The organism is Streptomyces fungicidicus, from assembly GCF_003665435.1.
Taxonomy (GTDB): domain Bacteria; phylum Actinomycetota; class Actinomycetes; order Streptomycetales; family Streptomycetaceae; genus Streptomyces; species Streptomyces fungicidicus.
Map to the genome: position 1 here is coordinate 1836387 of NZ_CP023407.1, position 25693 is coordinate 1862079.

Genomic DNA, 25693 nt, shown 5'->3' on the forward strand with positions numbered 1-25693 from the left:
GCGGAAAACCCTCTGACCCGATCGGGCCACAGGTAAGGGAACGGTAAAACGCCCCCGCTCGTTCACCCCGCATGACCGCTATGACCCCCGGCTCGAACATCCCTCTCCCCACCGCCCGCGTGACGGTGGACGTCACCGCCCCCGTGCGGCTCGACGTGTCGGGCCTCCTGCTCACCGCCGACGGCAAGGTGCGCTCGGACGACGACTTCATCTTCTACAACCAGCCCGCCGGCCCCGGCGTGACCTACCGCTCCGGCGGCGGCACCACCCCCGACGCCATCACGGTCGACACCGCGTCCGTACCCCCCGGCATCGAGAAGATCGTCGTCACCGCGAGCCCCGACGCCGCCGGCCAGACCTTCCAGGGCATCGAACCGACCGCCACCCTCCGCAACGCGGACGACAACGCGGTCCTGGCCACCTTCACGCCCCCGCGCCTCGGCGACGAGACGGCGCTGGTGATCGTCGAGATCTACCTGCGCAACGGCGCCTGGAAGGCCCGGGCCGTCGGCCAGGGCTACGCCAACGGCCTGGCCGGCATCGCCACCGACTTCGGCGTCACGGTCGAGGAACCCGCCGCCCCCGCCCAGCCGGCCCCCGCCCCGCAGGCGCCGCCCATGCCGGCCGCCGCCCCCACCGCCCCCGCGGCTCCCGCCGCTCCCCCGGCGCCGCCCGCGCCGGCCCCCGGCTCCGGGAAGATCAACCTCGACAAGGGCCGGGTCAGCCTCCAGAAGAACCAGACGGTCTCGCTGATCAAGGGCGGCCGTCCGCTGCTGTCCCAGGTCCAGATGGGTCTCGGCTGGGAACCGGCGTACCGGGGCAAGGACATCGACCTGGACGCGTCGGTCATCGCCTACGGGCCGCAGCGCAACCACATCGACAGCTGCTACTTCGGCAAGCTCCAGATCGTGAACGGCGCGATCCGGCACTCCGGCGACAACCTCACCGGCGAGGGCGGCGGGGACGACGAGGTGATCACCGTCGACCTCGGCCGGCTCCCGATGGAGGTCACCGGCCTGGTCTTCACGGTCAACTCCTTCTCCGGCCAGAAGTTCACCGAGGTCGCCAAGGCGTACTGCCGTCTGCTGGACGCCACCACCGGGGAGGAACTGGTCCGCTTCGACCTCACCAGCGCCGAACCGCAGACGGGCGTGATGATGGCGAAGCTGATCCGCCAGTTCTCCGGCGAGTGGGAGATGACGGCGATGGGCGACTTCGTGAAGTCCCGCACGGTGCGGGGGATGGTGAAGCCGGCCGCCCAGTCCCTCTGACCACCCGCGCGCCCCCGCTCGCGGGGGCGCCCGGACGGCTACGCCCGCAGCCCGTCCATCAGCAACTCCAGGTACCGGCGGATGTGCGTGCCCTCCCCGCCGGCCAGTTCCGACGCCGTCGCCACCCCGTGGGCCAGCCGCAGCACGTCGTCGGGAGCGACGTCCCGGCGCAGCACCCCCGCCTCCCACGCGGCCCCGGCCAGCCGGGTCACCGCGCCCTTCAGCGGGTCGCAGCACCCCGTGCCGCCGCCCCCGACGGCGGAACCCAGCAGCGCCCGCAGCCCGCGGACCTGGATCAGCCCGGCGGCCAGTTCGTTCAGCCACTCCACCAGCGCCTCGCCGGCCGGCAGCCGCCCGGCCAGCTCACCGGCCCGGGCCGCGATCGACTCGATGCGGTCCACGTAGGCGGCCTCCAGCAGCGCCTGCCGCGTCGGGAAGTGCCGGTAGAGCGTGCCCGAACCGACGCCCGCGCGCTTGGCGATGTCGTCCAGCGAGGCGCCCTCGCCGTGCGCGGCGAACGCCTCCACCGCGGCCTCGAGCAGCCGCCCACGGTTGCGGCGGGCGTCCGCGCGCATGGACCTGACCTGCGCCATCAGCCACTCCTCGACCCCGGAAACCCTCCCCGTACCCTACCGAGCGGGGAACGGGGAGGGCCCTGGCAGGACCGACGGCCTCAGGCGGCCCACGGCCAGTGCGCGTCCCGGCCGGCCTCTAGCAGCGGCACCATCCGGAAGGCCGCGTCCGAGAGCCCGCCGAAGGTGTGCCGGTGCGCGGTGCCCGACGGGCCGTGGCCCGCCCGGTGTCCGGCCAGGTTCCAGGTGTAGACCGGCACGTCGGCCGGGACCTGCTCGGTCGGGTCGCCGTGCCGGCTGGGGGCGTACTGCTCGTCGGTGACGATCAGCACCCGGTCGTGCCCCCTGTAGTGCCGGCGCACCGCCTCGGTGGTGTCGGTGCCGCCGAGGTCGCCGAACCGGCCGAGGATGCTCAGCACCGACTCGCCCCGGCGGAACCGCACCGATTTGCTGGCCGTGCCGAACTCGACGAGGTCCGACTTCGCCGCCCGCAGGGCGAGCGCCGTGCCGAAGACCGCCGCCGCGTCGGCGCGGGTGAGCTCGGAGCGGTCCGACATCCGCGAGTAGAACATCGAGCCCGAACGGTCGACGAGCACCAGCGTCCGGCCGGGCAGGGCGGGCACGTTGGCCAGCGAGTGGCCGAGCGCCCGCTCCAGCGGGTACGACCAGCGCAGCGAGGGCGCGTGCCGGTAGGCGGCGAGGTACCGGAAGGGGAACTGACGCGACCGCGCGACCTCCGCCGGGTCGGCGATGCGTGCGGCGACCCCGGCAGCGACCTCGTCGGACACCCCGGCCTCGTCGAAGTTGCGCAGGTTCCGGAGCAGCGCCATCGTGCCCATGGACGGGATCACGGCCTCCCAGGCCGCCCTGTCCATCGGCCCCTGCAGCCAGCCCGCCAGCGCCTCCCAGGTGATGCCCGCCGCCGCGAGCCGTCCCGCCCCGTCCGGCGCCGTCACGACCGCGCGCCGCTCCTCGGCGGGCAGCGCCATCAGCTCGCGGTGTGCGACGAGGACGCGGTTCGAGGCGGGCGGCACCGCGGTGTCCGGGTGGTGCCGGCGGTCCAGGGCGTACCGGAACAGCTCGCCCTGCCACGGCTTCTCCGGGTCGGGGGACGCGTGCACCAGGTTGAGGATGTCGCCGAAGCGGTAGCCCCGGGACGCGGTGTCGTACTTCAGCAGGGCCTTGCCGCCGTAGAGCCGGCGCACGGCGTCGGCGACTCCGCGCTTGACCGGCTTGGGCACGGCGCGGCCGTACGTCGCCGTCCAGTACGCGAGCAGTTCACCGGGCTCGTCGGGCCGCCGCAGCACGGAGTCCACGACCTGCCGGTTCGACGGACCGCCGGTCGCGCCGGCGTCCAGGCGGGCCTTGACGTACTCGGCGGCGCCCACGAGGGAGGCGGTGCGCAGGTTTCCCTCGCCGCGCAGCCAGCCGAGCAGTCCCGCCGTCCAGGACGGATCGGTCACGGCGAGTTCGCGCACCAGCCGGGCGAACCGGTCGTCACGGTCCTCGCCGGTCTCGTAGAAGGTCCGCTGGGTCACCAGGTTGGAGACGGCGAGCAGGAAGAGCTCGGAGCGCGGCTCCCGCTCGCGTCCGCGGCCGCCCTCGTAGGTGCGGAGCACCCGGCCGGTCGACGTCACACGCGACACCGGCTGCGCCCTGGCGGCCCGGTTGTTGAATCGCGCCATGTGCATTCCCCCGAATTCTTCTCGGACATCGGAGGGAGGCGCGACGAGGAAAGGCGCCCGGAATCCTCCGGGCACCCACCGAATGCGGCGCCTCCCGAGATCAGTTCGGCGGCGGCCTGGATTCGATCGCAACGAAGGAGCCGTCGCCCGCGCACCGGGAGGTGCGTGACGTTGTGGTGTCCAGAGATCGAGGCCGGCGGAACCGACGATGGTGCTCTGCCCCTGAGCTACACCGGCGCGTTGTGCCGGTGACGGGACTCGAACCCGTGGCCGCCCCATTATGAGTGGAAGTAGGTCCTGCCTTCGCACCTGGACGTGCATCACTCTAGAAGGGCGGCCGCGGACCGGGCCAACGAATTAGGATTACCGGCGCTTCTGGCGCTTCCAGGGACCGGTGATGGCGAGCATGATGCCCGGTTCCTGGATGTTGGCGTACAGCGTCCTGCCGTCGGGCGAGAAGGTGACTCCGGTGAATTCGCTGAACTCGGGCTCCTCCTCGGTGCCGATGTTCAGTTCGTTCCTGGCGATGGGATAGGTGCGTCCGCTGTCGGTGGCCCCGAACAGGTGCTGAACGCCCTCGCCGTCCTCGGCGATGATCAGGCCGCCGTACGGGGAGACGGTGATGTTGTCCGGGCCGTCGAAGGCGCCGTCCTTCGCCGGGTCCCGGTTGACGCCGAGCAGCACCTTCAGCGTCAGCGTCCGGCGCCTGGGGTCGTAGAACCACACCTGGCCGTCGTGCTGGACGGGGCTCTCGTCACGGGCGTACGAGGAGACGATGTACGCCCCGCCGTCGCCCCACCACATGCCCTCCAGCTTCCGGGCCCGGGTGACCTCGCCGGCCCCGAACTGCTCGCGGACGTCGACGGTCCGCGCGTCGCGGTCGGGCACGTCCACCCAGTCGACGCCGTACACCGTGCCGGTCCTCGTCGCACGGGAGAGGTCGTCGACGTACCGGCCGCCGGAGTCGTAGCACCGGGGCGCCTGGAGGACGCCGGCGTCGTCGGCGAGGGTGCGGAGCCTTCCGGGGCCGTGACGGAAGTCCTCCGGCGGGGTCCAGCGGTAGAAGAGGCCGTTGGGCTCGTCGGCGTCCTCGGTGAGGTAGGCGTGGCCGCGCTTGGAGTCGATGACGACGGCCTCGTGGTCGTAACGGCCGAAGAACTTCAGCGGCTTGGGGTCGCGGTTGGCGCGCCGGTCGGCGGGGTCGACCTCGAAGACGTAGCCGTGGTCCTTGGTCATGCCGTTCTCGCCGGCCCGGTCGGAGTTCTCCTCGCAGGTGAGCCAGGTGCCCCAGGGGGTGCTGCCGCCGGCGCAGTTCTGGGCGGTGCCGGCGATGCCGACCCACTCGGCCACGCCGCCGTCGGGGCGCACCTCGACGACCGTGCAGCCGCCGGGCGCGGCCGGGTCGTAGACCAGTCCCTCGGCGAGCGGGACGGGGAACTCGGCCTCTTCGCGCGGGCCGTCCATCTCGTGGTTGTTGACCAGCAGGGTGCTCCCGCGCGGACCGGGGAAGGCGGCCGTGCCGTCATGCTCGGCGGGCGTGAACTCCCCGGACTCCAGCCGGGTCCTGCCGCTGTGGGTGAGCACGCGGTAGGTGAACCCCGCGGGCAGGGCCAGCAGTCCGGCCGGGTCGGCGACGAGCGGCCCGTACCCGACCCCGCCGTGCCCGCCCTCCGCGTCCCCGGCGCCTTCGTCCGCGCTCTCGGTGTCGGCGGTCGCGAGGGCGTGGGGGGCGGAGGCGAGGGCGGCCACACTGCCCGCCAGCGCGACACCGGCGCCTGCGATCGCGGAAGTCCTGGCGAAGTCCCTGCGGGTGAGCGACATGCTGTCTCCTGGAGAGGCCGTGGAGGTGGCGAAGCCCGTGCCTCCGCCACGCTCCCGCCCACGCCTGAACGCCGGTTGAACACCGAGGGGCGCTCCGGTTCCCGGTTCCGTGAACCGCGCGGGTACCCGGCGCCGCTCAGCCCCCGTGCTGCGACCGCGCCTTGAACGCGGCCTTCCGCGCCTCCTTGGCGATCTTCTTGTCGGGGTGCAGCCGCCCCATGGCCTCCAGTACGTCCGCGGTGGCCGGGTGGTCCACCCGCCAGGCCGTGTCGAAGAAGCCGCCGTGCTGCCGCGCCAGTCCCTCCACCAGGGCGCGCAGCTCCTCGGAGTTGCCCTCGGCCGCGAGCTGGGCGGCGACCGTGTCGATGGTCAGCCAGAAGATCAGGTCCTCGGACGGCGCGGGCACGTCGGCCGCCCCGTGCTCGGCGAGCCACACCCGGGCCAGCCCGCCGAGTTCGGGGTCGTCGAGCACCTCCCGCAGCGCGGGCTCCGCGGAGACGCCGACCAGCGACAGCGCCTGCTGGCACCGCAGCCGCCGCAGCGGCGCTCCCTGGTCCGTCCCGCGGGCCGCGGCCAGCAACTCGCGTGCGGCCTCGAGCGGGTCACGCCGGCCCAGCCACTGCTCGGTCTCCGCGTGGGCGGCGGCCGGCGGGAAGACCGCCGTCCCGTCGAGCAGCGCGTCCGCGCCCTTGTCCGCCAGGTCGCCGAGCGCGGGCGCCTCGAAGCCGGCCTCCAGCAGCCGCGCGCGCAGTCCGTACAGTCCGAGCGGAGTGAGCCGGACCATGCCGTAGCGGGACACGTCGGTGTCGTCCACCGGCGCGGCGGGCTCCTCGTCGGCGTCGGCCATCAGCGCCTCGTCGACCGGCCGGTACTCGATCAGCCCCACCGGCTCCAGCATCCGGAACTGCTCGTCCAGCCGCATCATCGCGTCGGACACCTGCTCGAGGACGTCGTTGGTGGGCTCCGCCATGTCGCCGGGCACGATCACCGACGCGGCCAGGGCGGGCAGCGGCACCATCTCCCCGGCGGCGCCCTCCCCGCCCACGGTCAGCAGGTACAGGTTGCCGAGCACACCGTCCAGGAACTCGGCCTCGGCCTCCGGGTTCCACTCCAGCGCGTCGAGATCGAGCTCCCCGGAACCCTCTCCCCCGGCGATGGCGTCGACCAGCCCCTCCAGGTCCGGAACGCTCGCGTCACCGATCACCGTCTCCAGGGCGGTGAGCCACACCCCGAGCACGTCCTGCGGCGAGCCCCCGGTGAGCACCCCCAGCACGTCCGCCGCGGCGACGGTCCCCTCCTCCTCGTCGACCACGTCGACGAGCCCGGCGTCCACCGCGACGCGCCACGCCTCACTGGCGTCGGCGGCGGCGTCCTCCCCGGTCAGCCCCAGCTCGGCGGCGGCGGCCGGGAGCTGCTCCTCGACGAGCACGCCGCCGGCGTCGACCCTGGTCTCCGGCCCGGCCCAGCGGGCGAGTCTGGCGGCCCTGGCCAGCACCGGGGTGGACAGGGCGTCGCGCGCCAGCTCCGCTTCGGGGTGCAGCCGCGCGGGCGGCAGGATGGAGCTGTCTGACATCGGCTGTTTCTCTCCTAGAGGCTCTTACCACTCGACCGCTCAGCCTAGACGGATTTCCACCCATGCCGCCCGCTTCATCTCCCCTTCAGCGGCAGTACATGGCTGAAACCTTGACAAGTGGCCCGGCCTGACAGGAGATTGACGCGCGTAGAAGAGGGTGCGTCACCCGTCGTCCCCGGAGGGATTCCGTTGCCGAGCAAGTCCGCGCGTCTCGCCGCGCTCACCGTCGCCGCCGTGTGTTCCGCGGCATCCACCGTCGTCCTGACCTCGCCCGCGCACGCGGACGGGGTGCGCATCCATGACATCCAGGGCAGCACCCGCACCTCACCGCTGGCCGGCAAGCAGGTCACCGACGTGACCGGAACGGTCACCGGCGTCCGCACCTACGGCTCGTCCCGCGGCTTCTGGATACAGGACCCCACCCCCGACGCCGATCCCGCCACCAGTGAGGGCGTCTTCGTCTTCACCGGCTCCACCCCGAAGGGTGTCGCGGTGGGCGACGCCGTCACGGTCTCGGGCACGGTCACGGAGTACGTCCCGGGCGGCACCTCGTCGGGCAACCAGTCCCTGACGGAGATCACCCGTCCCACCTTCACGGTCCTCTCCAGCGGCAACCCTCTCCCGGCCGCCACCGTCCTCGACGCGCGCTCGGTCCCCGCCGCGTACGCCCCCGCGGGCGACCCGGCGGCGGGCGGCTCGGTCAACGCGCTCCCGCTGCGCCCCGCCGAGTACGCCCTGGACCTCTACGAGTCCCTGGAGGGCATGAACGTCGAGGTCTCCGACACGCGCGTGGTGGGCGCCACCGACCCGTACACCGAACTCTGGGTCACGGTGAAGCCGCGGGAGCACCGCAACCACCGGGGTGGCACGGTCTACGGCTCCTACGACGCCCAGAACACGGGCCGCCTCCAGATCCAGTCGCTGGGCGCCGCGGCCGACTTCCCCGACGCGAACGTGGGCGACACCCTCACCGGCACCACCGCGGGCCCCCTGGACTACAACCAGTTCGGCGGCTACACCCTGGTGGCCAACGAACTGGGCACCCTCCGGAGTGCGGGCCTCGCCCGCGAATCGACCCGCCCCCAGCACTCCACCGAACTGGCGGTGGCCACCTACAACGTCGAGAACCTCGACCCCTCGGACGACACCTTCGCCGCCCACGCCGCCGCGATCGTCGGCAACCTCAAGTCCCCCGACATCGTGTCCCTGGAGGAGATCCAGGACAACAACGGCGCCACCGACGACGGCACGGTCGCCGCAGACCGGACCCTGGCCATGCTGATCGACGCCATCGAGGCGGCCGGCGGCCCGCGCTACGACTGGCGCTCCGTCGACCCGGCGGACAAGCAGGACGGCGGCCAGCCGGGCGGCAACATCCGCCAGGCCTTCCTCTTCAACCCGGCCCGGGTCTCCTTCACCGACCGCCCCGGCGGCGACGCGACCACCCCCACCGAGGTCACCAAGGTCCGCGGCAAGGCGGCACTGACCCTCTCCCCCGGCCGGGTCGACCCGGCATCCGAGGCGTTCGAGGACAGCCGCAAGCCGCTGGCCGGCGAGTTCAGCTTCCGGGGCCGCACGGTCGTCGTCATCGCCAACCACTTCGCCTCGAAGGGCGGCGACCAGGCCCTGACGTCCCAGTACCAGCCCCCGGCCCGCAGTTCGGAGACCCAGCGCCACCTCCAGGCGAAGGCGGTCCACGACTTCACCGCGAAGATCCTCAAGACCCAGAAGAACGCGGCCGTGGTCGCCCTGGGCGACATCAACGACTTCGAGTTCTCGGAGACCACCGACATCCTCGAGGGCCGGGGCACCCTCTGGTCGGCGATCAAGTCCCTCCCGGAGTCCGAGCGTTACTCCTACGTCTACCAGGGCAACAGCCAGGCCCTGGACCAGATCCTGATCACCCCGTCGATCCGCCGCTTCAGCTACGACAGCGTGCACATCAACGCCGAGTTCCACGACCAGATCAGCGACCACGACCCGCAGATCCTGCGCTTCCGCCCGTAGCGGGACAGCCGCCCACGGCGGAGAGGGGACGGGGCGGGGGTACCCGCCCGCAGCGTCCGGCGCGTCAACACGGGCACCCCGCGAACGCCCGATTCCGCGCCGGACCGAGGACGGGTACCCCCGCCCCGGCCCCGCCCCCACGCACCCGGGGCGCTCCCTCGCGAACCCGATAGCCGCCCCGCCACTCAGCAACGATGGCGCCGCACCATGACGGCACCCACCACCGCCACGACCACCGCACCACCCCCGATGATCACCGGCTTGCGGTGCCGCCGGCCGGCCTCCCCCGCGTGCGCGGCACTGCTCCGCATCTGCACGGTCATCGCACCCGCCCGGTCCCGAAGGTCCTCGGCCCGCGCCCGCGCCCGCCCCTTCACATCCATCTTCCCGGCCAACTCCTCGACGGTGTCGCCGAGTTCGTGCCGCGTCCGCTCGATCTCCCGCCGCAGTTCGTCCGGCCCCTTGGCCCCTCGCCCGGCAGCCGCGGCCTCGGCGTCCGCGTCCACATGGGCCCCTGACGGGGACCCCGCGCCCCTCACCTCGTGCGTCATCGGTGCGCCCTTCCCTTGATCTCCTCGACATCCGCCTTCACGCTGCCCAGCGTCCGTTCGGGCTTGGGCGGTGTGGCCCCGCGCAGCTGCCCCCGGCCGGCGAGCGCGAGCACAGCGGCGATGACGAACAGCACCCCGGTGACGATGAGGGCCGCCGCCCACAGAGGCAGCACCAGATCCAACGCGACGATCCCCGTGGCGGCCAGCGCCAGCAGGCCCGCGTAACCGAACGCCCCCGCCGCACCCAGCATCCCCCCGCCGCGCCCCGCACGACGCCCCTTCTCCGCCAACTCCTCCTTGGCGAGCGCCACTTCCTGCCGCGCGAGTCGTGAGATCTGTTCGGTCGCCTGCCCGACGAGCTCACCCACGCTGTGCTCGTCACGAACCGGCCGTCGTTCGATGGTTCCGGTCACGGTGCGCCTCCTCTCGGTCGGGCACCCCGAGTACCCCTCCCCACCGCCCCCTATCCATTAAGGGATGCTTACCCATACCGGTCAGCACATTTAAGTGGACCTTCACAACGCGTCGGCCGGAGACTACCCCCATGACCCCACCCGCCCGCATCCTGTGCGCGATGATCACCCCCTTCACCCCCACCGGGGCACTGGACCTGGACGGCGCCCAGCGCCTGGCCGGCCACCTGGTCGCCCAGGGCTGCGACGGCCTGGTCCTCTCCGGCACCACGGGCGAGTCCCCCACCACCACCGACGCCGAGAAGTCGTCCCTGATCTCCGCGGTACGCGAAGCCGTGGGCCCCCGAGCCACGATCGTCGCCGGTGTGGGCACCCCCGACACCGCCCACACCACGCGGCTGGCCCGCGAGGCCGAGAAGGCCGGCGCGGACGCCCTCCTCGCGACGGCCCCCTACTTCAGCCGCCCCCCGCAGGACGCGATAGAGGCCCACTTCCGCACCCTCGCGGACACCACGGACCTCCCCGTCACCCTGTACGACATCCCGTCCCGCACCGGGGTCCGCATCGAACCGGACACCCTGCTCCGCCTCGCGGAACACCCGAGGATCACGGCGGTCAAGGACTGCTCCTACGACTTCCTGGCCGCCCAGAAGATCATGGCCCGCACCGGCCTCGCGTACTACGCGGGCTGCGACGAGCACAACCTCGCCCTCTACGCGGTGGGCGCCGCCGGCTGTGTCAGCACGGTCGCCAACGCGGCCCCCGCCCACGTCCGCGCCGTCCTGGACGCCTTCGACGCGGGCGACACGGCAGGAGCCGCGCACCTCCAGCGCCGGCTGACTCCCCTCATCGAGGCGATGATGGCGAACGGCCTCCCCGGCACGGTCACGGCCAAGGCCCTCCTCGCCGCCCTGGGCCTCCCCGCGGGCCCGGTACGGCCGCCCCTGAGGCCCGCCGCCCGGCAGACGGCCGACGAGCTCAGGGCGACCCACGACGAGCTGAACGAACCGGCCTGAACCGGACGCCCCCGGCTCACCTCACCGCCGTGCGAACACCGGCTCCCACCGCCCCTTGGTGTCGTCCTCCGGCGACCGGAACCCACTCAGCGGAACCACCTTCCCGCTGCCCACGGTGACCAGCACCAGCCGCTGGTGGAACTCGCCGCCGTCGGCGCCGACGTCCCACGCGACGAGCGAGTCGTTGTCGGCCCAGGCCAGCAGTTGCTGACCGCGGATCTCGGCGACCTCCTCCCCGGTGCCGGGATCGAGGATCCAGGAGGACGTCTTCCGAGTGCTGCCCGCGAAGCCGCCCGCGAGCCTCCGCCCGTCCGGCGACAGACCCGCTTCGACGTACCAGACACGGTGCGCCTCGCGCCCGGGCGGTGCCGCGCCGTCGCCGTCAAGGTCGAAGAAGTCCAGGGAGGCCCCGGCGGACGCCCGGCCCGCCCAGACCAGGCGGTCGTCGGCGCTGAAGGCGAAGTCCTGACGGGCGTTGACGAAGCCCGTCGGACCGCCGGGATCGCCACTCGTCTCCACCTCGGACCAGGTCCCGGCCCCCGAGGCCACGTCGATGACCTGGAACCCGTTCCGGGACGAGGTGTAGGGCAGGTCCCACCGGACCGATCCGTCCGAGTCCCCGGTCCTGACCAGAAGACCGGGATCCTCGCCGTAGGTCGTTGCCACGAGCCGGCGGCCGTCCGACGAGAACGCCAGACCCCCCACCCCGTGGTCGACCGGGATCCACCGCTCGACCTCCCCGCTTGCGAGGTCGAGCAGTCCGATACGGCCGGCGGGCAGCGCCCGCTCCAGCACGGCCGCCGTCTTCATCCCCGGAGCCACGGCGACGAACGACCACCGGTCGTCCTTCCGGTACTTCCCCGTCCCCGGGTCGAGCAGCCAGTAGGTGCGCTCGGCGATCTTCCGGTCCGCGCCCCGCCGTACCTTCTCGGTGGTGTAGTACGCGGCCATCGCCACGTCCCCCGCGGCCAGCAGATCCCGCGGCGGCGACTGTCCGGCGCGGGAGACGACCTCGGTGCGCTCCACTCCGCCGCCCGAGGGCCGTACGTCCTCCCCGCCGGAATCCAGCGCGGGCAGCCCCACGGCCACCGCGATCACGGCCGCCGTCGCGGCGGCCGCGGCGGCGAGCCCGCGGACCCGGCGCCGCCGCCGGACCGCCAGCACCCGGTCGGCGAGGCCCGGCCCGGGCGCCGCCTGTTCCGCCGCCTGTTCGCGCAGCGCTTCCCGCACGAGTTCGTCGACGTTCACGACCGCACCTCCAGGGGCGAGTGGTCACCGGACGGCCTTCGCTCCGTCTCGGACGGGCCGAGGGAGCGCAGTTCGGGCGCGAGGACGCGCAGCCGGGCCAGGGAACGGTGGGTGGTGGACCGCACGGTGCCGACCGAGCAGCCGAGGATGCCGGCCACTTCGGCCTCGGGCAGGTCCTCGAAGTAGCGCAGCACCAGCATGGTCCGCTGGCGGGCGGTCAGCCGGGCCAGCGCACCGCGCATCAGCAGGCGCAGCTCGGCGTCGGCCGAGGCGGCGCCCCGGTCCGGAGCGGTCTCCGGCGGCTCGGCGACGCTGAGTTCACGCCCGCGCCACTTCAGCCGCCAGCGGCTGATCTGCTGCCGGTAGAGGATCTGCCGTACGTAGGCCTCGGGTTCGTCGATGCGGTGCCAGCGGCCCGCCGCCTTGATCAGCGCGTTCTGCAGCAGGTCCTCACCCGCGTGCCGGTCGCCGCCGCTCAGCAGGACCGCGGTTCGCAGCAGCGCGGGCGACCGGTTCGCCACGAACTCCCGGAAACTCTCCTGCGCTTCGGCATCCATCGTCACCTTCTCTTCCGTCGGGAGCGGACCCCGTGTCCTTCCCCGCCCTCCCATGGACGCGTGCGGGCCCCTCCCGCTATGCCACCGGACGGCCGGCTGACAGAAAACGAGCGGGCCGGGCCGCGGCACGTGAGTCACGTGTCGCGGCCCGGCCCGCTCGAGCCAGGATCAGTTGTGGCTGTGCAGCACCTCGTTCAGTCCGCCCCAGACCGCGTTGTTGGGACGCGCCTCCACCGTGCCGGTGACGGAGTTGCGGCGGAACAGGATGTGGGAGGCCCCGGACAGCTCGCGGGCCTTGACGACCTGCCCGTCGGGCATGGTCACGCGGGTACCGGCGGTGACGTACAGGCCCGCCTCGACCACGCACTCGTCGCCGAGGGCGATGCCGACGCCCGCCTCGGCTCCGATCAGGCACCGCTCACCGACGGAGATGCGCACGTTGCCGCCGCCGGACAGGGTGCCCATGGTGGAGGCGCCGCCGCCGATGTCGGAGCCGTCGCCGATCACGACACCGGCCGAGATGCGGCCCTCGACCATGGACGTGCCGAGCGTGCCGGCGTTGAAGTTGACGAAGCCCTCGTGCATGACGGTGGTGCCCTCGGCGAGGTGCGCGCCGAGCCGCACCCGGTCGGCGTCGGCGATGCGGACGCCCTTGGGGGCGACGTAGTCCGTCATACGGGGGAACTTGTCGACGGAGGTGACGGCCAGGTGCAGGCCCTCGGCGCGGGCGTTGAGCCGCACCTTCTCGATGTCGTCGACGGCGACCGGGCCGAGGGAGGTCCAGGCGACGTTGGCGAGGAAGCCGAAGATGCCGTCCAGGTTCTGGCCGTGCGGCCGGACCAGGCGGTGGGAGAGCAGGTGGAGACGCAGGTAGACGTCGTGCGCGTCGACCGGCTTCTCGGCGAGCGAGGAGATGACCGTACGGACCGCGACCACCTCGACGCCCCGGCGGGCGTCAGGACCGACCGCGGCGGTGGCGCCGGCGCCCAGCAGTTCCGCGGCCCGCTCGGCGGAGAGCAGCTCGGTGCCGGACGGGCCCGGCTCGTCGGCCAGGACGGGGGCGGGGAACCAGGTGTCGAGGACGGTGCCGTCGGCGGCGACGGTGGCGAGGCCGGCGGCCACCGCCCCGGAGGTGGTGTGAGCAGTCGTGTCGGTCATGAGGGCAACCTAACCAACCGGTGCCCGGGGACGCGAACCGGTGCGGACCGCGTCTCAGGGTCCGGTCCGCGCGCACCGCGGCCCGCGCCTCGGCGCGTCAGTGCGCCCCGCCCAGATTGAGCACCACGACCCCGACGATGATCAGCGCGATGCCGACGGCCTTGGCTGCGGTGAGCCCCTCGCCCATGAACATCATCCCGATCGCCGCGATCGCCGCCGTCCCCGCACCGGACCAGATGGCGTACGCCGTCCCGACCGACATGGTCTTCAGCGTCTGGGCGAGCAGCGCGAACGCCACCAGGTATCCGACGGCGGTGATCACCGAGGGCCACAGCCGGGTGAACCCCTCGCTGTACTTCATGGCGGTCGTCCCGACCACTTCCGCTGCGATGGCTCCGGCGAGCAGTGCGTACCCCATGACGCACGATCGTAGCCAGGGACGACCACACGCGAAGCGGCCCCCGGTGTCACACCGGGGGCCGCCTGCCGAGCCGTCGGCTCAGACGTTGAAGCCCAGCGCCCGCAGCTGCTCACGGCCGTCGTCCGTGATCTTGTCGGGGCCCCACGGCGGCATCCAGACCCAGTTGATGCGCAGCTCGCTGACCAGGCCGTCCGTGGCGGACTTGGCCTGGTCCTCGATGACGTCCGTCAGCGGGCAGGCCGCGGAGGTCAGGGTCATGTCGATGGTCGCCACATTGGAGTCGTCGATGTGGACGCCGTAGATCAGGCCGAGGTTGACGACGTCGATGCCCAGTTCGGGGTCGACGACGTCCAGCAGGGCCTCTCGGACCTCCTCCTCGGAAGCCGGCTTCATCTCCACGGTCTCGCTCATGCCGTTGTCCTTTCGGCGTCGGCGCCCAGCGCCTGGGCCGTCGCGTCCTTCCACGCCATCCAGCTCAGGAGGGCGCACTTGACCCGGGCGGGGTACTTGGAGACACCGGCGAACGCGACCGCGTCCTCCAGCACCTCCTCCATCGCGTCGTCGGGCTCGATCCTCCCCTTGGACTGCATCAGCTCCAGGAAGGTCTCCTGGATCCGCTGCGCCTGGGCGAGGTCCTTGCCGACCAGCAGGTCGTTCAGCACCGAGGCGGACGCCTGGCTGATGGAACAGCCCTGCCCCTCGTAGCTGACGTCGCTGATCGTCGTGCCGTCGTACTTCACGCGCAGCGTGATCTCGTCACCGCACGTCGGGTTGACGTGGTGCACCTCGGCGTCGCCATCCCGAAGACCCCGCCCGTGCGGGTTCTTGTAGTGGTCCAGGATGACTTCCTGGTACATGGAGTCCAGCTTCACGCCTCAGCCCCTCATCCGAAGAAGTTCCGTACGTGCTCCAGGCCGTCGACCAGTGCGTCGATCTCGGCCGGTGTGGAGTACAGATAGAACGACGCTCGCGTGGTCGCGGGAATTCCGTACCGCAGGCAGACCGGCCGCGCGCAGTGGTGGCCGACCCGGACGGCGATGCCCTGTTCGTCGAGCACCTGACCCACGTCGTGCGGGTGGATGTCACCCAGGGTGAAGGAGATCGCGGCGCCGCGCTCCTCGGCCGTGGCGGGGCCGATGATGCGCAGGTCCGGGACCTCGGTGAGGCGCTTGACGGCGTACTCGGTGATGGCGTGCTCGTGGGCGAGCACCTTGTCCATGCCGATGGCCGACAGGTAGTCGATGGCCGCGCCGAGACCGACCGCCTGGGCGATCGGCGGGGTGCCCGCCTCGAACTTGTGCGGCGCCGGCGCGTACGTCGACGAGCTCATCGACACGGTCTCGATCATCTCGCCGCCGCCGAGGAACGGAGGCAGGTCCTCCAGCAGTTCCTGGCGGCCCCACAGCACGCCTATGCCGGTCGGACCGCACATCTTGTGACCGGTGAAGGCCACGAAGTCGGCCTGGAGGGCCTGGACGTCCAGCGGCATGTGCGGCGCGGCCTGGGAGGCGTCGACGCACACCAGGGCGCCGACCTCCTGGGCGCGGCGCACGATCGCCTCGACCGGGTTGACGGTGCCCAGGATGTTGGACACCAGCACGAAGGAGACGATCTTCGTCTTCTCGGTGATGACCTCGTCGATGCGGGAGAGGTCGAGCCGGCCGTCGTCGGTCAGCCCGAACCACTTCAGCTTGGCGCCGGTGCGCTGCGCGAGCAGCTGCCACGGCACGATGTTGGAGTGGTGCTCCATCTCCGTGATGACGATCTCGGTCTCGTGGTCCACCCGGTAGGGCTCGTCGGCCCAGCCGAGCATGTTGGCCACGAGGTTGAGCGACTCGGAGGCGTTCTTGGTGAAGATCACCTCGTCGCGCGAGGGCGCGTTGACGAACTCCGCGACCTTGTCGCGCGCACCCTCGTACAGCGCCGTGGCCTCCTCGGCGAGCACGTGCACACCGCGATGGACGTTGGCGTTGTAGCGCTCGTAGTACTCGCTCAGGGCGTCGAGCACCTGGCGGGGCTTCTGCGAGGTCGCCGCGTTGTCCAGGTACACGAGCTTGTGCCCGTCGTGGACCTGGCGGTCCAGGATCGGGAAGTCCTTGCGGATCGCCTCGGTGTCGAGGAGGCCCGGCAGCTGTGTCACGCGGATGCGCCACCCTTCACGTATGCCTCGTAGCCCTCGTTCTCCAGTTTGTCCGCGAGCTCCGGGCCGCCCGACTCGACGATGCGGCCGTTCGCGAAGACGTGGACGTGGTCGGGCTTGATGTAGCGCAGGATGCGCGTGTAGTGCGTGATCAGCAGGGTGCCGACCTCGCCGGACTCGCGGACGCGGTTGACGCCCTCGGAGACGACGCGCAGCGCGTCGACGTCCAGGCCGGAGTCGGTCTCGTCGAGGATCGCGACCTTCGGCTTGAGCAGCTCGAGCTGAAGGATCTCGTGGCGCTTCTTCTCACCGCCGGAGAAGCCCTCGTTGACGTTGCGCTCGGCGAAGGCGGGGTCGATCGAGAGACGCTCCATGGCCTCCTTGACCTCCTTCACCCAGGTGCGCAGCTTGGGGGCCTCGCCGCGGACGGCGGTGGCGGAGGTGCGCAGGAAGTTGGAGACCGAGACGCCGGGGACCTCGACCGGGTACTGCATGGCGAGGAACAGGCCGGCGCGGGCGCGCTCGTCGACGGACATCTCCAGGACGTCCTCGCCGTCGAGGGTGACGGTGCCGCCGGAGACGGTGTACTTGGGGTGACCGGCGAGCGCGTAGGCGAGAGTCGACTTGCCCGAGCCGTTGGGGCCCATGATGGCGTGCGTCTCGCCCTGCTTCACGGTGAGGTCGACGCCCTTGAGGATTTCCTTCGTGGCGTTGTCGGCCTCGACGGTGACGTGCAGGTCTCGGATTTCAAGCGTTGCCATGGGTGCCTCAGGACTCCTGGGTGAGGGAGACGAGCACGTCGTCCCCTTCGATCTTTACGGGGTAAACGGGGACGGGGCGCGTCGCCGGGAGGGCGTCGGGCTTGCCGGAACGGAGGTCGAAGCGCGAGCCGTGCAGCCAGCACTCGATGTGGCAGTCGTCCACCTCGCCCTCCGAGAGGGAGACGTTCGCGTGCGAGCAGATGTCGTTGATCGCGAACACCTCGCCCCCGGTCTGCACGAGGGAGACCGGCGTGCCGTCGAGGTCCACCCGCTTCGGGGTGTCCTCCTCCAGCTCACTCAGCCCGCAGGCGCGTCGGAACGTCATGCGACCGCCGCCTCCAGCTCCTCCTCGATCTTGGCGATCAGGCGCTCCTCGATGTCCGGGACGCCGATCTGCTGCACGAGCTCGGCGAAGAAGCCGCGGACCACCAGGCGGCGGGCGTCCTTCTCCGGGATGCCGCGGGCCATCAGGTAGAAGAGCTGCTCGTCGTCGAAGCGGCCGGTCGCGGAGGCGTGGCCGGCGCCGACGATCTCGCCGGTCTCGATCTCCAGGTTGGGCACGGAGTCGACGCGGGCGCCGTCGGTGAGGACCAGGTTGCGGTTCATCTCGTAGGTGTCGGTGCCCTCGGCCTTGGCCTCGATGAGCACGTCACCGATCCACACGGCGTGCGCGTCGTCGCCCTGCAGGGCGCCCTTGTAGACGACGTTGGACTTGCAGTGCGGGACGTTGTGGTCGACCAGGAGGCGGTGCTCCTGGTGCTGGCCCCGGTCGGTGAAGTAGAGGCCGAACAGCTCGGCCTCGCCGCCGGGTCCCGCGTAGACGACGCGCGGGTGGAGGCGGACGACGTCGCCGCCGAAGGTGACGACGACCGACTTGAAGGAGGCGTCGCGGCCGACGAGGGCGTTGTGCTGGCCCACGTGGACGGCCTTGTCGTCCCAGTCCTGCACGGAGACGACGGTCAGCTTGGCGCCGTCGCCGAGGACGTACTCGACGTTGGCGGCGAGCACCGCGTCACCGGTGTGGTCGATGACCACGAGCGCCTCGGCGAAGGCGCCGAGCTCGATCACCTGGTGGCCGAAGGCGGTGCCGCCCTCGCCGTGCACCGCGATGCGGATCGGCTCGGTGAGGACGGTCTCCTTCGGCACGGTCACGACCGAGGCCCGCTCGAAGGCGGAGTACGCCTGGGCGGCCACGCGGTCCGCCGGCATGCCGGCGCGGCCGAGCCGGGCGTCGTCACGGCCGACGGACTCGACGGTGACGCCCTCGGGCGCGTCGACGGCGACCTTGACGCCCTCGCCGGTGGTGCCGGCGGCGGCGGTGCCGTCGTGCAGGCCGCGCAGACGCTCCAGCGGGGTGAACCGCCACTCCTCCTCACGGCCGTGGGGGACGGGGAAGTCCGCCACGTCGAAGGACGGGGGCGCGCTCATGCGGGTGGCGACGGTCGACTCGGCGGCCACCGCGATCGAGCCGGCGGTCGTCGAACCGACCGGGATGTTCTGAGCCTCAGCCATGGCTGTCGTAGTGCTCGCTTTCCTTTGCGTAAGGGGCTTGACGGAACGGCGCTGGTGCTTAGCCGACCGCGCCTTCCATCTGCAGTTCGATCAGCCGGTTGAGCTCGAGCGCGTACTCCATCGGCAGTTCCTTGGCGATCGGCTCGACGAAGCCGCGCACGATCATCGCCATCGCCTCGAACTCGCTCAGACCGCGGCTCATCAGGTAGAAGAGCTGGTCCTCGGAGACCTTGGAGACGGTCGCCTCGTGGCCCATGGAGACGTCGTCCTCGCGGACGTCCACGTAGGGGTAGGTGTCCGAGCGGGAGATGGTGTCGACGAGCAGCGCGTCGCACAGCACGTTGGACTTGGCGCCCGGGGCGCCCTCGCCGATCTCGATCAGACCGCGGTAGGAGGTACGGCCGCCGCCGCGCGCCACCGACTTGGAGACGATGTTGGACGAGGTGTTCGGGGCCATGTGGACCATCTTGGCGCCCGCGTCCTGGTGCTGGCCCTCGCCGGCGAAGGCGATGGACAGCGTCTCGCCCTTGGCGTGCTCGCCCATCAGGTAGACGGCCGGGTACTTCATCGTCACCTTGGAGCCGATGTTGCCGTCGACCCACTCCATGGTCGCGCCCTCGTAGGCCACGGCGCGCTTGGTGACCAGGTTGTAGACGTTGTTCGACCAGTTCTGGATGGTCGTGTAGCGGCAGCGGGCGTTCTTCTTGACGATGATCTCGACGACCGCGGAGTGCAGCGAGTCCGACTTGTAGATCGGGGCGGTGCAGCCCTCGACGTAGTGCACGTAGGCGCCCTCGTCGACGATGATCAGGGTCCGCTCGAACTGGCCCATGTTCTCGGTGTTGATCCGGAAGTAGGCCTGGAGCGGGATCTCGACGTGGACGCCCGGCGGGACGTAGATGAAGGAGCCGCCGGACCAGACGGCGGAGTTCAGCGACGCGAACTTGTTGTCGCCGACCGGGATGACCGTGCCGAAGTACTCCTTGAAGAGCTCCGGGTGCTCCTTCAGGGCGGTGTCGGTGTCGAGGAAGATGACGCCCTGCTCCTCCAGGTCCTCACGGATCTGGTGGTAGACGACCTCCGACTCGTACTGCGCGGCGACACCGGCGACGAGGCGCTTCTTCTCGGCCTCGGGGATGCCCAGCTTGTCGTAGGTGTTCTTGATGTCCTCGGGCAGGTCCTCCCAGGACTCCGCCTGCTTCTCCGTCGAGCGCACGAAGTACTTGATGTTGTCGAAGTCGATGCCGGAGAGGTCGGAGCCCCAGTTCGGCATGGGCTTCTTCTCGAACAGGCGCAGGCCCTTGAGACGGAGCTTGGTCATCCACTCCGGCTCGTCCTTCTTCGCGGAGATGTCCCGGACGACGTCCTCGTTCAGACCGCGGCGCGCCGACGCACCGGCCTCGTCACGGTCGGCCCAGCCGTATTCGTAGTTGCCCAGACCCTCCAGCTCGGGGTGGGCAGTCTCCGTGGGGAGAGTCATGCGGGGTTCCTCCCGGACGTGCTTGCAGGTGCTTGGTGGGAAATCTTGGGGATGAACGTCGTGCAGACGCCGTCGCCGTGCGCGATGGTGGCCAGTCGCTGCACATGCGTACCGAGAAGCTCGGCGAAAAATTCCGTCTCGGCCTCACACAGCTGCGGGAACTGCTCGGCGGCGTGGGCGACCGGGCAGTGGTGCTGGCAGAGCTGCTCGCCGACCGGCGCGTTGCGCGCAGTCGCAGCGTACCCGTCCGCACTCAGGGCCTTCGCCAGCGCTTCCGTCCGCTCCTCGGGGGCCGCGGCCTCGACCGCCTTGCGGTAGGCGTCCGCCTGGGCGGCGATCCGGGCCCGGGCGAACGCGGCGATCGCGTCGCCGCCGCCCTCCCGCTCACCGATCCAGCGCAGGGCGTCCACGGCCAGCTTGTCGTACGACTGGTCGAAGGCGTCGCGTCCGCAGTCGGTGAGGGCGAAGACCTTGGCCGGGCGCCCGCGCGTGCGGGCGCCGTAGACGCGGCGCTCGCGGGCCTCCACGACGTTGTCGGCGGTCAGCGCGTCCAGGTGCCGGCGTACGGCCGCCTGGGTGAGTCCCAGCCGCTCGGCGAGTTCGGCGACGGTCGACGGGCCGTGGTCCAGGATCGAGCGGGCGACGCGGTTGCGGGTGGACCGCTCACCGGTTGCCAGCTCCTCCTGGGGAGGCCCCGTCGTGTGCTCGCCGTTTTTCACAACGCCATTGTTGCGTAATTCATCTGAGCCGGGCAAGCCGCGCCCGGACGGGCCGAAGGTGCGCTGCATCACTTAGGCATACCTAATCTGACCTGCGGAAACGATCTTTGACCACCGGAGACGGCGGCCGCGGTCCCGGTACCCCGGGGTCGGGCACCCCGGCCGCCTCCCTAGACTCGTGACCCATGCGAAGTGAGCCCGTGGTCCAGGTGCAGGCCCTGGTGAAGCGGTACGGCACGAAGACCGCGGTGGACGGCCTCGACCTGGTGGCACGGCAGGGCGTGACCGCCGTGCTCGGCCCCAACGGGGCGGGCAAGACGACCACGGTCGAGACCTGCGAGGGGTACCGGCGGCCGGATTCCGGCACGGTGCGCGTCCTGGGCCTCGACCCGGTGAGACAGTCGGCGCGGCTGCGGCCCCGCCTCGGCGTGATGCTCCAGTCGGGCGGCGTCTACTCGGGCGCGCGGGCGGACGAGATGCTCCGCCACGTGGCGAAACTGCACGCGCACCCGCTGGACGTGGACGCGCTGATCGAGCGGCTGGGGCTCGGCTCCTGCGGCCGTACGGCGTACCGGCGGCTGTCCGGCGGCCAGCAGCAGCGGCTCGCGCTGGCGATGGCCGTCGTGGGACGGCCGGAACTGGTGTTCCTGGACGAGCCGACGGCCGGCCTCGACCCGCAGGCCCGCCGCGCCACCTGGGACCTGGTACGGGACCTGCGCGCCGACGGCGTCTCCGTCATCCTCACCACCCACTACATGGACGAGGCCGAGCAGCTCGCCGACGACGTGGCGGTCATCGACGCCGGGCGGGTGATCGCCCAGGGCTCCCCCGAGGAGCTGTGCAGGGGCGGCGCCGAGAACACGCTCCGCTTCTCCGGCCGGCCCGGCCTGGACGTGGCGTCCCTGCTGAAGGCGCTGCCGCCCGACTCGGCCGCCGAGGAGGTTGCCCCCGGCTCGTACCGGGTGCTCGGCAGGGTCGACCCGCAACTGCTCGCCACGGTGACGTCCTGGTGCGCGCAGCACGGGGTGATGCCGGACCGGATCTCGGTGGAACGCCACACCCTCGAGGACGTCTTTTTGGAACTGACCGGCAAGGAGCTGCGTTCGTGAGCGCCACCTACTCACCGAAGCCGGGCGCGGCGCCCCTGACCCGCATGATCGCGGCGCAGGCCGTGCTCGAGACGAAGATGCTGCTGCGCAACGGCGAGCAGCTGCTGCTCACGGTGGTCATCCCCACGCTGCTGCTGGTGCTGTTCAGCACCGTGGACGTCGTCGACACCGGCGACGGCGAGACGGTCGACTTCCTGGCCCCGGGCATCCTGGCGCTCGCCGTGATGTCGACGGCGTTCACCGGGCAGGCCATCGCGACCGGCTTCGAGCGCCGCTACGGCGTGCTGAAGCGGCTTGCGTCGTCGCCGCTGCCGCGCTGGGGCCTGATGACCGCGAAGACGCTGTCGGTGCTGGTCACCGAGGTGCTCCAGGTGGCCCTGGTGACGGTGATCGCCCTCGCGCTCGGCTGGTCCCCGCAGGGCGACCCGGTCTCGGTGTTCCTGCTGCTGGTGCTGGGCACGGCCGCGTTCTCCGGGCTCGGTCTGCTGATGGCGGGCACCCTCAAGGCGGAGGCGACGCTCGCCGCGGCCAACCTGGTGTTCCTGCTGCTGCTGGTCGGCGGCGGGGTGGTCGTACCGCTGGACAGGTTCCCGGACGCCGCCGGGGACGTCCTCGGCCTGCTGCCGATCTCCGCCCTGTCGGAGGGGCTGCGGGACGTGCTCCAGCACGGGGCCGGGATGCCGTGGGCCGACCTCGGGATCCTCGCCGTCTGGGCGGTCGCGGGCCTCGCCGCGGCCGGGAGGTTCTTCCGCTGGGAGTAGCCGGGTCGCCCCGGACCGACCCTCGTGAAAGCGTGCACAAGCGGCCCGCCTACGATGGGGGCGTGCCAAACGTGACCCGCGCCGACGCCCAGGCGGCCCTGCGCAACCCGCTCGCCTTCATCGCCGCACGCTGGACCCCGGATCCCCGGACCGTCCGGCGGGCGGTCCTCGCCGCGCTCGTCATGGCCGTGGTCATCGTGGTGACCGGCGGAGCCGTACGGCTGACCGGTTCCGGCCTGGGCTGCCCGACCTGGCCCAAGTGCACCGACGACTCGCTCGCCGCGACCCGCGAGATGGGCCTGCACGGTGTCATCGAGTTCGGCAACCGTCTGCTGACGTACGTGCTGTGTGCCGCCGTCGGCTGGGCGATCATCGCCGCGCGCTCCGAGAAGCCGTACCGGCGCGGTCTCACCCGGCTGGGCTGGGCGCAGTTCTGGATCGTCATGGGCAACGCGATCCTCGGCGGCATCGTGGTCCTGGTCGGTCTGAACCCGTACACGGTCGCGGCGCACTTCCTGCTCTCCACGGCGCTGATCGCGGTCGCCGTGGTGATGTGGCAGCGCACCCGGGAGGGCGACGGGGAGCCCCGGCCGCTGGTCGGCAAGGCCGTGCAGCAGCTGGTGTGGTGCATGGTGGCCGCCTCCGTGCTGCTGATCGCGGTCGGCACGGTGGTCACCGGGGCGGGCCCGCACGCGGGTGACTCCAGCGACGTCCCGCGCATGCCGCTCGACTGGGAGATGGTCAGCAAGCTGCACGCCGTACTGGCGTGGATCGTGGTGACGCTGACGTTCGCGCTGTGGTTCGTCCTGAAGGCGGTCGACGCGCCCGGCGGCCCCCTGGCCCGCACCCGCGAGCTGTTCCTGATCCTGCTCGCGCAGGGCGCCATCGGCTATGTGCAGTACTTCACCGACCTCCCCGAGGTCCTGGTCGGCCTGCACATGTTCGGCTCGTGCGTGATGTGGATCTGGGTGCTTCGGGTGCTGCTGTCGCTGCGCGAGCGCCCGGAGGCGGACGCCCCGGACGTGCCGGGACCGCTCGCTCAGGAGCCCGCCACCAGCGCGTCGATCGCGGCCCCCAGGTAGTCCCGGGTCAGCCGGGCCCGGCGGGCGGCCCACTCCCCCGCGGCCGGCGCGGCGCCGTCGTAGCGCCGTCTCCTGATGTCCTCGACGACCTCGCCGGGCGCGCCGAGTCCGGGCAGGACGTCCAGCGCCTCCCGCTTGGAGATCAGCCGACCCTCGCGGAGGGTGACGGTGGCGCGGGCAAAGGTCAGCAGGCCCAGGTCGACCCACACGTCCTGGGTCCAGTGGGCGGCCCGGTCCACCTCGCGCCGCCAGTAGTCGCGCTGGTCGCGCACAACGAACGCGGCGAGTTCCCCGTCCGGCACCGGCGGCAGCACCCGCGCGGGCGGCACCCCGTGCAGGACCCGGCCGAAGGTGTGCAGCTCGGCGCGGGTGACCGGGGTGACCGGCCGGGCGAAGAGTTCCTGGTGCACCCAGGTGAGGTGGTGCCGCGCGGTGTCCGCGGCGGTGTCCGGCGTCAGGTAGCTGCAGTGCAGCAGGCCGGCGAGCGGCTCGTGCCGCAGCCGGGCGTGCAGCGAAGCGACGCGCCACACCGTCCGTAGGGTGACCGGGTGGTCCAGGACCGCGATCAGGTCCAGGTCGCTCCGGCCCTCCTGGTAGTCGCCGCCGGCCAGTGAGCCGTGCGCCCAGACGGCGCGGGGACCGAGCGGAGTCAGGCCGGCGAGGAAGCGGTCGAGGAGCGCGGCGGTCGGCATCGGCCCAGTCTTCCCCCCCTCAGTGCAGGCTGTACACCCTGCCCGCGTTCTCCGACGCGATCATGCCGGCCACCCGCTGCGCGTCCTCGGGGGACCAGGCGCCCTCGGCCACCCAGGTGCCGAGCACCCGGCCGAGCGACTCGCGGAACAGGCAGGCGCCGACGACGTGCAGCTCGGGCAGGCCCCGGGCGCCGCTGGAGAAGAGGACCTTGCCGAAGGGGGCGAGTTCCAGGATCTCCGCGAGGACGGTCGCGGCGCGGGCCCCGGTACGCACCAGGGCGGCGCCGCAGTCGGCGTAGACGTGCGGGAAGACCCCGGCGAGGTGGGCGGCCTGGCGGTGGTACGGATAGCCGTGCAGCAGGACGAGGTCGGTGCCGAGTCCGGCGGTGGCCCGGACGAAGTCCGTGAGCAGGACCGGGTCGGTGCGGTCGATCCGGGTGCCCGGCGCGGCGAGGCCGGCGTGCAGCTGGAGGGGCCGGCCCGAGGCGACCGCGATCCACAGCAGGTGCCGCAGCAGGACCGGGTCGCGGAGCTCGTCGCCCACCCGGCGTGCGGCCAGCCAGCGTCCGGCCGCGCCGCGCACCTCCCCGGGTCCGGGCGGCTCGGGGGCGAGCGCCGGGGCGTGCCCCACGCCGGCGACGGAGGTGAAGGCGACGGCGTGCGCGGCGGCCCCGTGCACCGACTCGGCGAGGTTGGCGAGGAAGGACTCCACGGTGCCGGAGGTGTCGGCGACCTGTTCGGCCAGCAGTTCCAGCCGGACGATCTCATGGGCGTCGGCGTCCCCGGCCGTGCCCAGCTCGGTGGCGCCGGTGAGGTCGCCGGGCAGTCCGGTGTCGACGAGGTAGGCGGTGATTCCGCTGCCCCGCAGCAGCCGGCGTCCGGCCTCCGTCACGCCCAGTTCACGCCGCCGGGCGAGATAGCGGGCGGGCGGGCAGTGCGGCTCCAGACCGAGCAGGGGCGGGCACCAGCGGCGCACGGCGAAGCCGGTCTGGGTGTCGAAGAGGGTGGTGCCGGCGGCGGGCGGCCCCTCGGTGCGGGACAGCTGGGCCTCGAAGGTGCCGAGGCCCAGCTCCGTGCGGAGCACTCCGTGGCAGTACTGGTCCACGAGTGCGGGCGTTTCGATCATCCGGAGCTCCCCGGGGCG

Annotated in this window: 26 protein-coding genes; 6 read left to right on the forward strand and 20 right to left on the reverse strand. The window is 72.0% G+C overall.

All coding sequences use genetic code 11. From position 1 onward, the window contains the following. Nucleotides 1–80: 80 nt before the first annotated feature. On the forward strand, nt 81–1271 hold the full coding sequence (locus tag CNQ36_RS08315; RefSeq protein WP_121545518.1) for a TerD family protein: 1191 nt from the start codon (nt 81–83) through the stop codon (nt 1269–1271). A gap of 38 nt (nt 1272–1309) precedes the next feature. Here CNQ36_RS08315 and CNQ36_RS08320 read toward each other — a convergent pair whose 3' ends face one another. From CNQ36_RS08320 to CNQ36_RS08335, 4 genes are all read right to left on the reverse strand, one after another. Continuing rightward, nucleotides 1310–1864: a TetR/AcrR family transcriptional regulator gene (locus CNQ36_RS08320; protein ID WP_121545519.1), complete on the reverse strand. Its 555-nt coding sequence runs from the start codon at nt 1862–1864 to the stop codon at nt 1310–1312. 80 nt (nt 1865–1944) lie between these two features. Further along, on the reverse strand, nt 1945–3528 hold the full coding sequence (locus CNQ36_RS08325) for a TROVE domain-containing protein (RefSeq protein ID WP_121545520.1): 1584 nt from the start codon (nt 3526–3528) through the stop codon (nt 1945–1947). Nucleotides 3529–3891: 363 nt separating this feature from the next. Next, on the reverse strand, nt 3892–5349 hold the full coding sequence (locus tag CNQ36_RS08330; RefSeq protein WP_121545521.1) for an alkaline phosphatase PhoX: 1458 nt from the start codon (nt 5347–5349) through the stop codon (nt 3892–3894). A gap of 136 nt (nt 5350–5485) precedes the next feature. Continuing rightward, a complete protein-coding gene (locus CNQ36_RS08335) occupies nt 5486–6922 on the reverse strand; it encodes a hypothetical protein (RefSeq protein ID WP_121545522.1) in 1437 nt (478 codons plus the stop codon). A gap of 189 nt (nt 6923–7111) precedes the next feature. Between CNQ36_RS08335 and CNQ36_RS08340 the strand changes: the two genes are divergently transcribed. Beyond that, nucleotides 7112–8929 (forward strand): endonuclease/exonuclease/phosphatase family protein, encoded by a 1818-nt coding sequence (locus CNQ36_RS08340; protein ID WP_121545523.1) that lies wholly within the window; start codon nt 7112–7114, stop codon nt 8927–8929. A gap of 185 nt (nt 8930–9114) precedes the next feature. Here CNQ36_RS08340 and CNQ36_RS08345 read toward each other — a convergent pair whose 3' ends face one another. Both CNQ36_RS08345 and CNQ36_RS08350 read right to left on the reverse strand, forming a co-directional pair. After that, nucleotides 9115–9480 carry a DUF3618 domain-containing protein gene (locus CNQ36_RS08345; protein WP_163013217.1) on the reverse strand — a complete coding sequence of 122 codons (366 nt, stop codon included), beginning with the start codon at nt 9478–9480 and terminating at the stop codon, nt 9115–9117. Next, entirely contained in the window at nt 9477–9893 is a 417-nt protein-coding gene (locus tag CNQ36_RS08350; protein ID WP_004932841.1) for a phage holin family protein, read from the reverse strand. Before CNQ36_RS08350 ends, CNQ36_RS08345 begins: the two co-directional genes overlap by 4 nt. A 131-nt stretch (nt 9894–10024) precedes the next feature. On the opposite strand from CNQ36_RS08350, the gene dapA reads away from it, so the two are divergent. Then, nucleotides 10025–10909 (forward strand): 4-hydroxy-tetrahydrodipicolinate synthase, encoded by an 885-nt coding sequence (dapA, locus tag CNQ36_RS08355; RefSeq protein ID WP_121545524.1) that lies wholly within the window; start codon nt 10025–10027, stop codon nt 10907–10909. Nucleotides 10910–10930: 21 nt separating this feature from the next. On the opposite strand, the gene CNQ36_RS08360 is transcribed toward dapA, so the two are convergent. From CNQ36_RS08360 to CNQ36_RS08415, 12 genes are all read right to left on the reverse strand, one after another. Next, entirely contained in the window at nt 10931–12157 is a 1227-nt protein-coding gene (locus CNQ36_RS08360; protein WP_121545525.1) for a WD40 repeat domain-containing protein, read from the reverse strand. After that, nucleotides 12154–12714, reverse strand: coding sequence for a SigE family RNA polymerase sigma factor (locus CNQ36_RS08365; RefSeq protein WP_121545526.1), 561 nt, complete (start codon nt 12712–12714; stop codon nt 12154–12156). The genes CNQ36_RS08360 and CNQ36_RS08365 overlap by 4 nt, the downstream gene beginning before the upstream one ends. Nucleotides 12715–12882: 168 nt before the next feature. After that, nucleotides 12883–13872 (reverse strand): 2,3,4,5-tetrahydropyridine-2,6-dicarboxylate N-succinyltransferase, encoded by a 990-nt coding sequence (gene dapD / locus CNQ36_RS08370; protein ID WP_004932833.1) that lies wholly within the window; start codon nt 13870–13872, stop codon nt 12883–12885. 97 nt (nt 13873–13969) lie between these two features. Next, nucleotides 13970–14290, reverse strand: a complete 321-nt coding sequence (locus CNQ36_RS08375; RefSeq protein ID WP_004932830.1) for a DMT family transporter — start codon at nt 14288–14290, stop codon at nt 13970–13972. Nucleotides 14291–14371: 81 nt separating this feature from the next. Next, nucleotides 14372–14704: a metal-sulfur cluster assembly factor gene (locus CNQ36_RS08380; RefSeq protein ID WP_004932827.1), complete on the reverse strand. Its 333-nt coding sequence runs from the start codon at nt 14702–14704 to the stop codon at nt 14372–14374. Then, nucleotides 14701–15165 carry a Fe-S cluster assembly sulfur transfer protein SufU gene (gene sufU / locus CNQ36_RS08385; RefSeq protein WP_004932824.1) on the reverse strand — a complete coding sequence of 155 codons (465 nt, stop codon included), beginning with the start codon at nt 15163–15165 and terminating at the stop codon, nt 14701–14703. Before sufU ends, CNQ36_RS08380 begins: the two co-directional genes overlap by 4 nt. A gap of 11 nt (nt 15166–15176) precedes the next feature. Beyond that, nucleotides 15177–16433 (reverse strand): cysteine desulfurase, encoded by a 1257-nt coding sequence (locus tag CNQ36_RS08390; RefSeq protein WP_004932821.1) that lies wholly within the window; start codon nt 16431–16433, stop codon nt 15177–15179. Beyond that, nucleotides 16430–17194: a Fe-S cluster assembly ATPase SufC gene (gene sufC, locus CNQ36_RS08395; RefSeq protein WP_121545527.1), complete on the reverse strand. Its 765-nt coding sequence runs from the start codon at nt 17192–17194 to the stop codon at nt 16430–16432. The genes CNQ36_RS08390 and sufC overlap by 4 nt, the downstream gene beginning before the upstream one ends. 7 nt (nt 17195–17201) lie before the next feature. Further along, on the reverse strand, nt 17202–17519 hold the full coding sequence (locus CNQ36_RS08400) for a non-heme iron oxygenase ferredoxin subunit (RefSeq protein WP_004932815.1): 318 nt from the start codon (nt 17517–17519) through the stop codon (nt 17202–17204). Then, nucleotides 17516–18706, reverse strand: a complete 1191-nt coding sequence (gene sufD, locus CNQ36_RS08405) for a Fe-S cluster assembly protein SufD (RefSeq protein ID WP_121545528.1) — start codon at nt 18704–18706, stop codon at nt 17516–17518. The genes CNQ36_RS08400 and sufD overlap by 4 nt, the downstream gene beginning before the upstream one ends. A gap of 58 nt (nt 18707–18764) precedes the next feature. Further along, complete coding sequence (gene sufB, locus CNQ36_RS08410) at nt 18765–20186, reverse strand: Fe-S cluster assembly protein SufB (protein ID WP_004932805.1); 1422 nt, start codon at nt 20184–20186, stop codon at nt 18765–18767. After that, entirely contained in the window at nt 20183–20974 is a 792-nt protein-coding gene (locus CNQ36_RS08415; RefSeq protein ID WP_050782541.1) for a helix-turn-helix transcriptional regulator, read from the reverse strand. Before CNQ36_RS08415 ends, sufB begins: the two co-directional genes overlap by 4 nt. Nucleotides 20975–21090: 116 nt before the next feature. Here CNQ36_RS08415 and CNQ36_RS08420 point away from each other — a divergent pair, with 116 nt between their 5' ends. The 3 genes from CNQ36_RS08420 (at nt 21091) to CNQ36_RS08430 (ending at nt 23857) form a co-directional block, all read left to right on the forward strand. Further along, a complete protein-coding gene (locus CNQ36_RS08420) occupies nt 21091–22014 on the forward strand; it encodes an ABC transporter ATP-binding protein (protein ID WP_121545529.1) in 924 nt (307 codons plus the stop codon). A gap of 44 nt (nt 22015–22058) precedes the next feature. After that, the gene (locus CNQ36_RS08425; protein WP_050782635.1) at nt 22059–22775 is read left to right on the forward strand and encodes an ABC transporter permease; all 717 of its coding nucleotides are present in this window, start codon (nt 22059–22061) and stop codon (nt 22773–22775) included. A 62-nt stretch (nt 22776–22837) separates the two neighbouring features. Further along, entirely contained in the window at nt 22838–23857 is a 1020-nt protein-coding gene (locus tag CNQ36_RS08430) for a COX15/CtaA family protein (protein WP_176116909.1), read from the forward strand. Here the strand turns inward: CNQ36_RS08430 and CNQ36_RS08435 are convergent. Both CNQ36_RS08435 and CNQ36_RS08440 read right to left on the reverse strand, forming a co-directional pair. After that, nucleotides 23815–24549, reverse strand: a complete 735-nt coding sequence (locus CNQ36_RS08435) for a nucleotidyltransferase domain-containing protein (RefSeq protein ID WP_121545530.1) — start codon at nt 24547–24549, stop codon at nt 23815–23817. The genes CNQ36_RS08430 and CNQ36_RS08435 overlap by 43 nt on opposite strands. A gap of 19 nt (nt 24550–24568) precedes the next feature. Continuing rightward, a complete protein-coding gene (locus CNQ36_RS08440; protein ID WP_121545531.1) occupies nt 24569–25675 on the reverse strand; it encodes an amidohydrolase family protein in 1107 nt (368 codons plus the stop codon). Between the last annotated feature and the right edge of the window lie 18 nt (nt 25676–25693).